10 protein-coding genes are annotated in these 14,933 nt (G+C 35.9%); 8 read left to right on the forward strand and 2 right to left on the reverse strand.

Annotation, left to right across the window (positions count from 1 at the left end):
• Positions 1–396 precede the first annotated feature (396 nt).
• A complete protein-coding gene (locus tag ERX46_RS14170; protein ID WP_130094529.1) occupies positions 397–2,712 on the reverse strand; it encodes a T9SS type A sorting domain-containing protein in 2,316 nt (771 codons plus the stop codon).
• 231 nt (positions 2,713–2,943) lie between these two features.
• Positions 2,944–5,853 carry a T9SS type A sorting domain-containing protein gene (locus ERX46_RS14175; RefSeq protein ID WP_130094530.1) on the reverse strand — a complete coding sequence of 970 codons (2,910 nt, stop codon included), beginning with the start codon at positions 5,851–5,853 and terminating at the stop codon, positions 2,944–2,946.
• 505 nt (positions 5,854–6,358) lie between these two features.
• Between ERX46_RS14175 and mraZ the strand changes: the two genes are divergently transcribed.
• Genes mraZ through ERX46_RS14215 form a run of 8 tightly spaced genes read left to right on the forward strand, consistent with a single transcriptional unit; the run spans position 6,359 to position 14,763 of the window.
• Complete coding sequence (mraZ, locus tag ERX46_RS14180) at positions 6,359–6,820, forward strand: division/cell wall cluster transcriptional repressor MraZ (protein WP_130094531.1); 462 nt, start codon at positions 6,359–6,361, stop codon at positions 6,818–6,820.
• Positions 6,807–7,736 (forward strand): 16S rRNA (cytosine(1402)-N(4))-methyltransferase RsmH, encoded by a 930-nt coding sequence (gene rsmH, locus ERX46_RS14185; RefSeq protein ID WP_130094532.1) that lies wholly within the window; start codon positions 6,807–6,809, stop codon positions 7,734–7,736. Before mraZ ends, rsmH begins: the two co-directional genes overlap by 14 nt.
• Positions 7,723–8,136, forward strand: coding sequence for an FtsL-like putative cell division protein (locus tag ERX46_RS14190; protein WP_130094533.1), 414 nt, complete (start codon positions 7,723–7,725; stop codon positions 8,134–8,136). The genes rsmH and ERX46_RS14190 overlap by 14 nt, the downstream gene beginning before the upstream one ends.
• Positions 8,137–8,147: 11 nt before the next feature.
• Entirely contained in the window at positions 8,148–10,253 is a 2,106-nt protein-coding gene (locus tag ERX46_RS14195) for a penicillin-binding protein (protein ID WP_130094534.1), read from the forward strand.
• Between the two features lie 3 nt (positions 10,254–10,256).
• Complete coding sequence (locus ERX46_RS14200) at positions 10,257–11,720, forward strand: UDP-N-acetylmuramoyl-L-alanyl-D-glutamate--2,6-diaminopimelate ligase (RefSeq protein WP_130094535.1); 1,464 nt, start codon at positions 10,257–10,259, stop codon at positions 11,718–11,720.
• Positions 11,720–12,964: a phospho-N-acetylmuramoyl-pentapeptide-transferase gene (gene mraY / locus ERX46_RS14205; protein WP_130094536.1), complete on the forward strand. Its 1,245-nt coding sequence runs from the start codon at positions 11,720–11,722 to the stop codon at positions 12,962–12,964. The genes ERX46_RS14200 and mraY overlap by 1 nt, the downstream gene beginning before the upstream one ends.
• Positions 12,965–14,308 carry a UDP-N-acetylmuramoyl-L-alanine--D-glutamate ligase gene (murD, locus tag ERX46_RS14210; RefSeq protein WP_130094537.1) on the forward strand — a complete coding sequence of 448 codons (1,344 nt, stop codon included), beginning with the start codon at positions 12,965–12,967 and terminating at the stop codon, positions 14,306–14,308.
• Positions 14,309–14,319: 11 nt separating this feature from the next.
• Positions 14,320–14,763, forward strand: a complete 444-nt coding sequence (locus ERX46_RS14215; protein WP_130094538.1) for a hypothetical protein — start codon at positions 14,320–14,322, stop codon at positions 14,761–14,763.
• The last annotated feature ends 170 nt before the right edge of the window (positions 14,764–14,933 follow it).

Genomic DNA, 14,933 nt, shown 5'->3' on the forward strand with positions numbered 1-14,933 from the left:
TCCCTTTTTACTGGTTTAAAAAGTGACTTCGTTTCCTTAGAGTCAACATCTACAATAAGGAGTAATCAAAAAAATAGATTCTCAATCGTTTCACTCCAACTGCCTTCCTAGACACCGCGACGTGGAATCTGTTTTGAAGCCTTTTTTCATAGATATTTATATTTTGTTGAATTTTAAACCCTGGCTAAGAATTACGACTTAGCTTAATAAAACAATCTTTTTGCCCCTGACCAAATTAATCATTGTCATCCTGAAGCGAAAACATAAAAAATTATTTTTGTGTTTTGCGAAGGATCTCTTTATTTGATGAATTAGAGTTAAACTCAAAATATCAATCATAAAAAAAATGCTGTCTCATCACGAGACAGCATTTCATTCTTAATACAACTTATTCTTTTACTTCAATACTTTAAATGTCTTTACACTATTGGCAGATTGGACATTTACAAAGTAAACACCACTGCTCAGATCTGAAACATTAATTGCAAATTCACTTGATGTGATTTTTGAAGAATATACTATTTTACCTGTTGCAGTAACTAATTCTACAGATACAAGCAATCCATTCTCATTTGATATTTTTAAAACATCATTTACTGGGTTTGGATATACAGATACTCCATTGAAATCATTTTCATCAAGTCCAACACTAGTTACCGATGTACAAGCAGAAGTGTCAATGCATGGGCCATCAGTAATGATTACTGCATAATCTCCATTCACTGTTGCGGTGAATGAAGCGTTTGTCTCGCCAATAATATTTGTATTCGAGCTACAATCCATCCATTGGTAACTTAAACCAGCAGCATTTGCTGTAATGACCACTCCATTTGCAGTTACAGATACGTCAATATTACATTCTGGATATGTTTTACCAGAAAGTGCAACCAATTTATCGTTAGAACCTGTTGTCGATATCACAAGGTTTCCAGCTTGATTAAGATTTGCAATTGGTCCGTTTAATCGAACATAAACCTTTGTCGAAGCAACTGAGCCACCAGTTTGTGTTAAAGTTAAATTCGACATGTAAGGACCAGCTAATGTATTTGAAATTTCAAAGTTTGCAGGTGCAGTTACCGTGATGTCACTGGTAAGGTTTGTACCCGTTATATTTAATGAATCAGCAGTGGAAGGTGTTCCAATAATGTGAATTAATCCACTAATTGCTGATTTTGATGAGCTTATAATTGAACCAAAATTCATACGTACAACAGGAGTCGAAGTTGTATAATACCATGTCGCGTCACTCGTATAATAAATAAATGATGTTTGAGGTGCACTTTTTCCGGCAGTCGCAACGGAAAAATCTGATTCAAAACTCTTCACTGAAATAATATATGTTTCTCCTGCAATAAGATTTATTGGAGAACTGAATACTAAAGTTTGATAAGTACCTTCATCTCCTACAGCTACTGTATAAGGAAGAGTTTCGCCATTGATGACTGGGTCTAAATTATCATCAAGAATTTCTCCGAAAACCAAGCTACCTGGTGTGATTAAACTACCAAATTGAAAGTCAACACCAGTTATACCTGCATTTGCATTTGGAATAAATATGTTTCCAATCTGAATTGCAGATGCTGGAGTTTGTGTAGAACCTGATGTTTCGCTATAAACGGTACCAGTTTCTGCTACGGTTGAACTATCTCTAGCAAATATTGATGTACCCACAGAGAATTTATAAGGTTCTAAAATGTTGTTCGATGGATTGTCATCTATATTATTGTAGGAAATAGAATAATTCATCTGATAATCGCCAATAGAACCAGGTGAAAAGGTAGTTGAAACCACAACTGAATCACTAGCACCTGAAACAATTGTTGCTGGAGTTGAAGTTCCCGTATATGTACCGTTTATTGATTCTGCTGCCGTAAATACTACATTTAATTGATCTTGTGAACCAATGTTGTTTAGTGCTGCAGAAGCTTCGATTGGTGCAACTTGTGACAACGGAATCTGGTGATAATAAAGTATATCTCCAAGTGTTGTCGTTCCATAAAGATAGTTTGAAACCGAGATGTCATGATCAGACAATGTGGTAACATTTACATCATCAACTTGCCAAGCATATCCTGAACCAGCTGTATTGCTTGGGTTGCTGCTTTCCCAACGAAATCTGAATTTTACAGTAGGAGATTGATTAACATTGAAGTTTCTTGTAACAATCATTTCTGTTGCACTTGTATTGGCAGGAATTGTTGGATTAATATCTATAGTTTGTTGCCAAGTCGTTCCGCCATCTAAACTAACTTCTACATATGTTTTGTCATAATTAAATGCACGGTATGCTTGTTCGAATTTAAGCGTAACAATACTTTCCGATGAGCAGTTGATACTGTTGGTCATTGTTATCCATGAATTTTGTGGACTAACAGAGTTAGCAAGTAGGTAACCAATTCCTTCGAAGAAGGCAAAACCATTTGTTACTGTTGTAGAAGTAATTGTTGAGAAAAAAGTAGGGTTTTGAAAATCAGCTTCTACACCAATTTGCCAAGCTCCTTGACTTCCATTTCCACCAAATGTCCAATCAGTTGCTGTAGAAAAATCACTCGACCATATCGAAGTACCTAAAGCTTTTGGGGTATTGATGTTTGAAGTGGTTAATTTATCCGCTTTTTTGATTGTTTCGAAAGTCGGAGCTTTTTGTAATGCTTGTGAAAAAGCAAAACTCGATGCCGCAACAAATGCAACAATTAATTGAATTCTTTTCATAAGTGTGTTTTTAGTGTTCGTTCAAACTTAAGGAATATTTTACTCATCTCTAGTAAAGTATAGATTTTTTTATTGTTGAATTGACTTTTTATTATTGCTTATCTATTGTTTTGTCGAAAAAGGTAACTGTCTATATAGCAAGATATCTTTTGAAATCTAAAAATAAATATAACAAATAAAGCTGTCTCATTTCGAGACAGCTTTATGTATTTTAAATCACTTTTATACCAGTTATTTTATCACTTTAAATGTCTTGGTGCTATTCGCAGATCTTACATTTACAAAGTAAATACCGCTGCTAATGTGCGCAACATTTATTTCGAACTCAGTTGAAGAGATTTTAGAAGTGTAGACTATTCTTCCAGCCGCAGTTACTAATTCAACAGATTCAAGTAGGCCATTTTCATTCGTTATTTTTAAAACATTTTGAACTGGGTTAGGATAAACTGAAACTCCTGAGAATTCATTTTCATTAAGTCCAACTCCCACAACAAAATTACAAGCAGAAGTATCAACACAAGCTCCGTCAGTTATAATTACAGCGTAACTTCCATCTATTCCAAATCCACTGAATACTTGGTCTGTCTCACCAGCAATCTCTGTGCTGTCAGCACAGTCGATCCATTGGTAGCTTAATCCCGAAGCGTTTGCAGTAATGGTTTGACCAGATACTGTAACTGATACATCTGTGTTACAAAATGGCCCAACACCACAAGGGAATATTTGATATCCTGAATAATATGGAGAGCTACTGTCAAATTGTTTCCCAATACCCGTTAAGTAAAATGCTCCTACCGGAGTCGCTGTTCCTGCTAGCGGTGAAGTCGCTGTTATTCTAACCCGGAATGTGGATGTCCCATTCGTTACTTCAACATTTCCATTGTTTGGCCAATTTGCTTCTCCGTTTATAAGGTTTAATCCTTGTAATTCTATAAACTGACTTTCAGTTACTTCATTTATGTTGTTCACTATTGTTGGTGTTTGCAGAGCTGCTCCTTGAGATAGAACAGTTATCGTGCTCGGTACAATCTGCAATAATCCGTAGTATTGTTCAATTTGACCTTCAACGTTTATTTCATCACCTTCCAGAGGCACATAACCATTTAAGTCTGTAATGTTATAAACGCTGATTCCATCGTTGTTGCTGTCTATCAAAGTAAGATCGTAACCACTATTGCTAAAGTTTCCGCAATGAAGAACACCTGTTAAACTAACAAAGTCACCAACTGATGTTCCTTCTCCATTTGCATTAGTATTCGTTACAGATCCAATGGAAGAGACTAAATAATCATAAGTCTGTCCTTGAAGTGAAATCAATTTATCTATTGCTCCTGCAGAAGAAATTACAATATCACCGGCTTGAGCCAAATTGATAATTGGGCCGTTCAAACGGATATAGACTTTTGTTGTAGCGGCAGTTCCATTAATATTTGCGATTGTTAAAGAGGAGGAGTATGGTCCAGCTAATGTAGTTGAAACCTCAAAATTGGTTGGTGCTGTTACAGTAATGTCTCCTGTTAAGTTAAACCCTTCAAGGTTAAATGAATCTGCTGGAGAAGGCGCTCCTAATAACTGATCGAATCCTGAAATTGAAGTTTCAGATGAAAGTGTCGCTGGAGCAAAATTCATTCTAACTACTGGTGTAGCCGTTGTGTAATACCATGTAGCATCAGAAAGGTAGTAGATGAAAGAGGTTTGTGGAGCACTTTTACCCGCTGTGGCTAGAGAAAAATCTGAACTTGTGCTTTTTACTACAACGACATAAGTTTCGCCAGCAATTAAATTTACAGCACTGTCAAATTTTAAGGTTTTATGTGTTCCTTCATCTCCAATTGCCATAGTGTAAGGTGCTGTTTCACTATTCGGAATCACTGTAAGGTTATCGTCATATAATTGTCCATAAACCAAAGATCCAGGATTAATAGTGTTTCCAAATTGAAAATCTATTGCGGTTAAATTTGCATTTTGGTTCATTATGAACGCGTTTCCTGCTTCCATTCCATTGAGCGGTGTCATTGTTGCTCCACTCGTTTGTCCATAAACAGTTCCTAAAGCAGTTTGGGTTGAGCTATCTCTAGCATAAATTGCTTCTCCCACGGAAAACTTATAGGATTCTACTGTATTGTTTAAAGGATAATCATCTGTATTGTTATAAGAAATGGAATAGTCTAATTGATAATCGCCAATTGTACTGGGAGTAAAATTAGTTGTAACTGCCACTGAATCTTCGCCATTGGTTAAAATTCCAACTGGAGCTGTGCTGCCTATGTAAATTCCATTTACTGATTCTGTTGCAGTAAAAACCACATTGGTTTGATCTTGTGATCCTCTGTTTTTTAAGACTGCAGAAGACTCAATTCCTGTGGTTTGGCTGAAAGGAATTTGATGGTAATATAATGTTTCGCCAAGAGTAGTAGATCCGTAAATATGCTTAGTAATTGCAATGTCGTGATCAGATAAAGCGGCGATTTTCACATCATCAATTTGCCATGCATAACCTGAGCCTGTAGTGGCTGTGCTTGTGTTTTCCCAACGAAATCTAAATTTTACTGTTGTTGATTGGTTAACAGTAAAGTTTCGAATAACAGTGGTTTCGGCTGTAGATGAGTTTGCTGCAATGTTTTGATTAATATCCGTTGTCTGTTCCCAAGTTACTCCATCATCTAAACTTACTTCAACATAAGTCATGTCGGAATTGAATGCGCGATAAGCTTGTTGAAACTCGAAGCTAATAATATTGTCGCTTGAACAATTTACGCTATTGGTCATCTCAATCCATGCATTTTGCGAAGTTACAGTTCCCGTCAGTAGGAATTGGATGCCTGTAAAATAGGCAATTCCGTTAGCTACAGTAGTCGACTGAATAAACGTGTAATATTGTGGCGAAGGCATTGATGCAGTAGTTCCTAAGACCCATGCTCCCTGAGCGCCGTTTCCTCCTATAGTCCATTCAGTAGCTGCTGAAAAATCACTGGACCATATCGTAGTACCAAGTGCTTTGGCAGTTCCGTTGTTATTATTAGAGTTAATTGATTTATCCGCTTTTTTGATTGTTTCGAAAGTCGGAGCTTTTTGTAATGCTTGTGAAAAAGCAAAACTCGATGCCGCAATAAATGCAACAATTAATTGAATTCTTTTCATAAGTGTGTTTTTAGTGTTCCTTCAAACATAAGGAATATATTTTTCTTTCCCCAAGTATCAAATAGTTTATTCTTTTTTAAGGAGATTTATTGGCCTCATAAATAGTTGAAAATATGCGCTTTAGTACGACTAGCGTTAGGTTCTAATATACTTTGTATCAAATAATAGATTTTAGAAGTTAGACAAAAGACAAAAAGTCAAATCTCTAAATTCTAACCTTTAAATAAAAGACTAGTTATAGAATTTACATTCTCATTTGAACCTGTTTTACTTTTAGTCTATAGGGGTCGTGTTTTGTTGAGAAAAGGACTTTCTTATTAACATTGGTAATATTCTCCCACATTTTACCACTCTATTCTTTTTCCTTATATTTGCTGCTATTAGTTGGCTTGGGTAAAAATAAATGTAACTTTTATCTGCGGTTAAACGTAAATAGTTTTCAACACTTGTTTTAAAGTGGTAAAAAGTGGTAAATTTTCCATTATTTTTACGCATTATAAAGTACATGGCAGGATTAGTAGGAGAATATGAAGTGAAATTGGATGCCAAAGGGCGTTTCTTATTTCCATCTCATTTGAGAAGGCAACTTTCTCCTGCTGCCCAAGAAAGTTTTATGTTGAACAAAGGTTTTGAAGAGTGCTTAACGCTCTACCCAATGAATGAATGGGAGAAGTTGAGTGAATCGCTTTCTAAAATCAATTTGTTTAAACCAAAGAATCGAATGTTCTACAGATTGTTTCATCAAGGTGCAAAAGATGTATCGCTTGATAAAACAGGACGTGTTTTGATTCCAACGTCACACATGGAGCGCGTCGGTCTAGGTAAGGAAGCAATGCTTATAGCTTACAATGACCGAATAGAAATTTGGGATAAAACTGCATACTTCGAAATGATCGAAGGTAGCATGTCAGATTTTGCTGATTTAGCAGATGAGGTAATGGGTAATATGGAAGATGGAGGAGAATAAAGACCAATACGAATACCACGTTCCGGTAATGCTTCAAGAATGCCTTGATGGTTTGGATATTAATCCAGATGGCATTTATCTTGATTTAACTTTTGGAGGTGGTGGACACGCACGTGAAATGTTTAAATTACTTTCTGATAAAGGAAAGCTAATTGTTTTTGACCAGGATGCAGACGCCAAGAAAAATGCTTGGACTGCACCAAATTTCCATTTTGTAGCTTCTAACTTTTCATTCATGAAAAACCAATTGCGTATGCTGGGTATTTCAAAAGTGGATGGAATCTTGGCAGATCTTGGCGTGTCTTCTCATCAATTCAATATTCCTGAAAGAGGATTCAGTATTCGCTCTGACGAAAAGTTGGACATGAGAATGAATCAAAGAAGTGGCGAATCGGCTTACGATGTGGTCAATGAATATTCTGAGGAACAGTTAGTAACAATGGTTGGGAAATATGGTGAAGTGAAATCTCCTCGCCGCATTGCGCAAGCTATTTGTTTAAAACGTCAATCTACTCCAATTGCTACAACTGGTCAATTAATAGCAGTGTTAGAACCAATTGCTCCAAAATTCAAAGAAAATAAATTTTATGCTCAAGTTTTTCAAGCCATTCGCATCGAAGTTAACGATGAAATGAATGTATTGGAGAGAATGCTAGAGCAAACAGCAGAAGTTTTAAAACCAGGAGGAAGATTAGTGGTAATGTCTTATCACTCATTGGAAGACCGATTGGTGAAGAACTATATAAAAAGCGGAAGTTTTACCGGGAAAATTGAGAAAGACTTTTTCGGAAATATTTTAAAGCCATTCAAAGGGATTACAAGAAAACCATCTGTGGCTGATGAAGAAGAGTTAGAAAAAAATTCTAGAGCGAGAAGCGCTAAGTTGAGGGTTGCAGAGAGAAATGAAGGGGAATAATTACATATCAGATACGCCGTCCAAAGCGAAAACGAAAAAGAAGAAAAAGAAAAGTCGTTTCGCTGCAGCAAGTAAAAAGCAATCACAATCATTGGTGCAAATCATGAATGGTGACTTTTTAACTAAGGACTTCGTGATGAATAATTTCAACTACATCTTCTTCGTGATTTTCTTGATGATTTTAACTGTTTCGAAAGGATATTATGTTAACCAATTGTCAAATGATATTGCAAAAGAAGAAAAGGCGGTTGGAGATATCACAGCTGATTATGTTGAAACGAAAGCAAAATTGGAAGAGTTGACAAGAAGGACTAAAATGATTGAAAAATTGAAGCCTTTGGGATTGAAAGAGACAATTAATCCAACAAAAGTAATTCGAATTAAAAAAGATAAAAAATAAGTTTAGAAAAGATGAAATTGCCAAAAACAGTCATAATAAGAACGTATCTGATCTACTTTTTAGTAGTCATTGCTATGCTTGTGGTAATTGGTAGAACCTTTTCTATTATCATGGATGGCCGTGATAATATTTTCACAACTACTTCAGATAAATTACAACAACGTTCAGCTATTGTTGAGCCACGCAGAGGAGAAATTTTAGATATTCACCTCAATCCATTGGTTACTTCTGTTTCATTTTACGATATCTATATGGATCCTGTTACGGTGAAAGAAGATATATGGACAAAAGGTGTGGGTGGACTTAGTGTTGGGTTGTCAAAAATTTTTAAAGATAAATCTGCTCGCGAATATGAAGAATACCTTCGTGAAGCCAGAGCAAGAAAAAGAAGATATGTCTTGATTCAAAAGAAAGTAACCAATGAAGTGAGAAAGCAACTTCGTGAATTACCAATTTTTGAAAAAGGAAGATACAAAGGTGGAATCATTGATAACAATGCAACGATTATTCGTAAACGTCCAAACGATGATTTACTAGCACGTACTTTAGGATACGTAAAAAACAACAAGAACGATACTTTATTGGTTGGAATTGAAGGAGCTTACAATAAATACCTATCAGGACAAAATGGAGTTGTTGTTGAACAATTGATTTCTAACTCATGGAAACCAACAGGAACAATCGTTCGTGAAGCAATAAACGGATATGATGTTGTTACTTCTATTGATAAAGATATTCAAGAAGTAGCGCATACGGAACTTGAAAATCAGTTAAAAACGAAAGGTGGACGCTACGGATGTGCGATTGTAATGGATGTAAAAACAGGCTTTGTAAAAGCAATGGTAAATCTTCAAAAGACCAGTTCTGGAAATTACGCTGAAATTTATAATCACGCTATCGGAACAAGAGAAGTTCCGGGCTCTACAATGAAATTGGCTTCTTTAATGGCGGCGTTAGAAGACGGTAAAATCAAAATGACGGATACCGTGAATGCGGTGGGAAGATATGAGTTTTATGATAGAAGCTTGCGTGATTCGCGTCCTTGGGGTTATGGAAAAATTACCATCAAAGAAGCGTTCGAACATTCTTCTAATGTGATTTCAAAAGTGATTTTCAATAGCTATAGAAGTGAACCGCAACGTTACATCGATAGAATGAAACAGTTTGGTTTGACGGACAGAACGGGGATTAATATTTTGGGAGAAGTAGACCCTTCTTACTCAAAACCTGGAAGTTCTCAATGGTGGGGTGGATCTTTAGGTTGGATGGCAATTGGATATGAATTTCAATTAACGCCTCTTGAACTGCTTGCATTTTACAACGCTGTGGCAAATGACGGGAAATACATGAAGCCACAATTTGTCACTAAAGTGATCAATAACAGAAAAGTCATTCAAGAATTTGAACCAATTGTAGTACATGAAAAAATCAGTAGTCAAGCGACAATCGATGTGATGAAAGAAGCACTTGAAGGAGTTATGATTAACGGAACAGGGAAAAGATTAAGCTCTACTTTCTTTAAAATCGCCGGTAAAACTGGAACTGCTCAAATTGCAAACAGAAACAAAGGTTATGGTGCCGAAGGAGAGAAGAAATACATTGCCTCTTTCGCAGGATTTTTTCCTTCTGATGATCCAATGTATTCATGTATCGTTGTAATTGCAGCGCCAACTGATGATATTTATGGAGCTTCTGTTTCTGGAACTGTTTTCTCTGCAATCGCAAATAAAGTTTATGCATCAAGTTACAATTACCATAAAGCGGTAAACGAAAAACCATCCATCGCAAGTGTTCCTTATGTTCAAAACGGAAGCCGATATGATATCAATACGGTGCTGAATCGCTTTGAGGTAAAAAAGGAATTTAAAGGAAATCAAAGTTGGGTAAAAACGAGAACAGCAAACGGAAATGCGGTTGCTTTTTCTGATTACGCGATTAAAAAGAACAGGATTCCAGATGTTAAAGGAATGGGGTTAAGCGATGCAATGTATTTATTAGAAAAACAAGGAATGGTAGTCCATTCGCAGGGATACGGAACTGTGGTGAGTCAATCATTAGCAGCGGGCACAAAATCAGCCCCGGGTGGACTCGTCGAATTGAAATTAAAACAGAATTAGAAAGTGAAAAGTGTACGCGACATATTATATGGGAGTTCCATAAAAGAAGTAGTGGGAACAACTGCAATTGAGATTGAACAACTTGTTTTTGACTCTAGAGAAGTCAGTGATAATGATCTGTTCGTGGCTATAAAAGGCGCTGCGGTGGATGGTCATAATTTTATCAATAAAGCAATTGAAAAAGGTGCTTCAACTATTATTTGTGAGGATAAACCAAACGAATTGAAAGAAGGAATCAATTACATTGTTGTCAATGATGCACACAAAACACTTTCAGTTTTAGCGAATAATTTCTATGATCAACCCTCAAAGAAGATTAAGCTAATCGGAATTACAGGAACAAACGGAAAGACCACTACAACGACTTTGTTGTACAATCTTTTTATGAAAATGGGAATTCCAGTTGGACTGATTTCTACTGTCGTAAATAAGATAAACGATGTTTCAATTCCAACGGAAAGAACAACGCCAGATGCAGTGAGTTTGAATAAACTACTTTCTGAAATGGTTGAAGCTGGATGTGAATACTGTTTTATGGAAGTAAGTTCACATGCAATTCACCAACACAGAACAAGCAATTTGCACTTTGCAGGTGGAGCGTTTACGAATATTACGCATGAACATTTAGATTACCACAATACATTCAAAGAATACATCAACGTTAAGAAAAAATTCTTTGATGAATTGCCTTCTTCAGCTTTTGCTATTACAAATGCAGATGATAAAAATGGAGACGTAATGCTTCAAAATACGAAAGCACATAAAGTGACTTACGGTTTAAAAAGTGTTGCGGAATACAAAGCGAAAGTTTTGGAAAATAACTTTGCTGGATTGGTACTTTCCATTAACGGAACAGAATTATACACGCAGTTAATTGGAGATTTTAACGCATACAATCTTCTTTTGGTTTATGCGATTGCAGATCAATTGGTCGATAATCAATTGGAAGTAATGCGTGTGATGTCAGAATTAAAATCTGTTGAGGGTCGCTTCGAATATTTTAAAAGTGAAACAGGTGTAATCGGAATTGTAGATTATGCACATACACCAGATGCGTTAGAAAATGTTTTAAAAACGATTAAAAACATCCGTACAGGAAACGAAACAGTTTTTTCATTGGTAGGATGTGGTGGAGATCGCGATAAAACAAAGCGTCCAACAATGGCGGCAATTGGTTGCGAATTTAGCGATAAACTGATTTTAACTTCTGATAATCCAAGAACGGAAAATCCTGAAACTATCATTGAAGAAATGATGGTGGGAGTGGGTGGAGAACATTTCAAGAAAACCATCAGCATTACCAATAGAAAAGAGGCCATAAAAACAGCTTGTAGCATGGCTGAACCAGGTGATATTATTTTAATCGCTGGAAAAGGTCATGAAACATACCAAGAAATTAACGGAGTAAAACATGACTTCGATGATTTAGAAATATTGAAAGAATTACTAATCAAATTTGAGAAATAATGTTGTACTATTTATTTAATTACTTAGATACATTCGATTTTCCAGGAGCGGGATTGTTTCATTACATTTCGTTTAGATCGGGAATGGCACTAATCATGTCGTTAATTATCTCTATCCTTTTTGGAAATAAACTGATTAACCTTTTGCGTAAAATGCAAATGGGCGAAAATGTTAGAGATCTGGGATTAAAAGGACAAAAAGAAAAAGAAGGAACACCAACAATGGGTGGACTAATTATAATTGGTGCAATCTTAATTCCTACGCTGCTTTTTGCAAAACTGCACAATGTCTATGTTTTAACAATGATTATTGCTACAGTTTGGCTAGGAGTAATTGGTTTTCTTGATGATTACTTGAAAGTTCTAAAGAAAAATAAAGAGGGTTTAGCTGGTCGATTTAAAGTAGTTGGACAAATTGGTGTTGGAATCATCGTTGGTGCAATGTTGTACTTTCATCCAGATGTAAAAGTGCACAAAGAAGTTTCAGCGCAATATGAATTGAAATCAGGGGAGACTTTTGTGACAGATTCTCATAGAAACGCACCTGGTGAGAATGCACAATGGATTGAAACACGTGATATGACAACGACAATTCCATTTGTGAAAAACAATGAAATCAATTACAACTGGTTCTTGGGTGAAGACTCAACTTCTTGGGGTTGGTTGATCTTTATTCCTATCGTAATCTTTATTGTGATCGCCGTTTCAAATGGTGCAAATATGACGGATGGACTCGATGGGTTAGCTACCGGAACCTCCGCAATCATAGGAATCGCTTTGGCAGTATTGGCCTACGTCAGTGCCCACGTTCAATTCGCCGATTATCTCGATGTCATGTACATTCCTCATGCCGAGGAACTCGTGATTTTTATCTCCGCATTTGTTGGAGCTTGTATCGGATTCCTTTGGTACAACGCTTATCCAGCAAAAGTATTCATGGGAGATACTGGAAGTTTAGCAATCGGTGGAATTATCGCAGTATTTGCAATCGCTATTCGTAAAGAATTATTGATTCCTGTTTTATGTGGAGTTTTCTTAATCGAAAATTTATCTGTAATCATGCAAGTCGGCTGGTTCAAATTAACAAAGAAAAGATTTGGTGAAGGAAGAAGGATATTCTTAATGGCACCACTGCATCATCATTATCAGAAAAAAGGAATGCACGAAGCAAAAATCGTTGCGCGTTTCTGGATTGTCGGAATTTTATTGGCTGTAATTACCATCGTTACTTTGAAACTGAGATAAGTGGAAACGAATAAACAACATATCGTGATTTTGGGTGCTGGCGAAAGTGGAGTCGGTGCTGCACTTTTGGCGAAAGCGAAAGGATATGATGTATTCGTAAGTGACGCAGGAAAAATTAAAGATAAATACAAAACTGAACTTGAGGAAAATGCAATTGCATGGGAAGAAGGCGGACATACAATGTCAAAAGTTTTATCAGCGGATGAAATTATTAAAAGTCCTGGAATTCCTAACAGCAGTGCATTAATTAAAGAAATCCATAAAGTTGGACTAAAGCCAATTTGTGATATTGAATTCGCTGCCAGATATACTTCTGCCAAGTTGATTGCAATTACAGGAAGTAACGGTAAAACAACAACTACGCATTTAATTCACCATGTTTTTGAAGGTGGGGGACTGAAAGTAGAAATGGCTGGAAACGTTGGAATTAGTTTAGCGAGAAGCGTAATTAAAGACGAAGCGGATTATTACATAATAGAATTGAGTTCTTTTCAATTGGAAGATATGTACGATTTCAAAGCTGATATCGCAATTCTGTTGAATATCACGCCAGATCATTTAGATCGCTATAATGAAAGTATTACAGAATACGGAGAAGCGAAAATGAGAATTATCCAAAATCAATCTGCAGATGATGTTTTTATCTACAATGCAGATGATAAAGAGATTAAAAAGCAATTGAAAACGCATAAGATTAATGCGAAAACACTTCCTTTTTCACTGATAGATAATTCAGTTGAAGGAGGATTTTATAATGACGAAGATAAAACAATAACAATAAAAAATAAATTAACTATGTCGATTCATGATTTGGCCCTAAAAGGCAAGCACAATGTTCAAAATTCTCTGGTGGCTGGTATCTCTGGGAGATTGGTTGAATTACGTAAAGATAATATCCGTGAAAGTTTAGCTGATTTCACGAATGTTGAACACCGTTTAGAATTTGTTGCCAAAGTAAACGGTATAGAATTCATCAACGATTCAAAAGCGACTAATATCAACTCTACTTGGTATGCATTAGAAAGTATGTATAATCCAACAGTTTGGATAGTTGGTGGAGTAGATAAAGGAAATGATTATGAGGAGTTAATTCCTTTAGTGCAAGAGAAGGTAAAAGCAATCATTTGTCTTGGGAAAAATAATTCAAAAATCATTGAAGCATTCACTGGAATTGTAGATACGATTATTGAAACGCAATCACCTATTGAAGCAGTTAGATACGGATACCAATTCGCCAAAAAAGACGAAACTGTATTGCTTTCACCAGCTTGTGCAAGTTTCGATTTGTTTGAAAATTATGAAGACCGTGGTCAGCAGTTTAAAAACGCTGTTCGTTCACTATAAAATTCGAAATGATGCGCAATTCAGTTGAAGATTTAATAAGAGAAGCCCGCGGAAATGCAGTTGAAGATTTTAAACTTCGCTTCATGCAAAAGTGGTATGACACAACACCTTGTTTTCATTGGAGAGAATTAAATCTTTCTAGTGAATTAAAAGATCTTGTCTTGTCAGAAAATCCTTCTATTTGGCTATTTAATTATAACGAAAATGAATTGGATTTAGACGACAAGCATTGGGCGAAAAATGAACTCCACAAGGTTTTGGTTTTCGATTGGATAAATGACGGAATCGCTCCATTAAATGAGAATGAACAAAGTTCATGGTTAAAAAATAACATTGCAACAGCTATGCAAATGTTTGATATCGACCAGGAAGATTTGATTTTGTGTTACAGTGAGGGGAAAGCTTCATTTTCTAAAGAATGGAGAATCCATTTTGAAAACCGGCTCAAAGTTTAGAGGTAGGGAAAAGTTTTGTTGTTGAATAGAGTTATCAAGTAGAAAAAAGTTATCAAGTTATCAAGTTGAAAAAGTTATCAAGTTGAAAAAAGTTATCAAGTTATCAAGTAGAAAAAAGTTGTCAAGTTATAGAGTTATCAAGTAGAAAAAAGTTGTCAAGTTGAAAAGTT

The organism is Brumimicrobium glaciale (genome assembly GCF_004152935.1).
Taxonomy (GTDB): Bacteria; Bacteroidota; Bacteroidia; order Flavobacteriales_D; family Crocinitomicaceae; genus Brumimicrobium; species Brumimicrobium glaciale.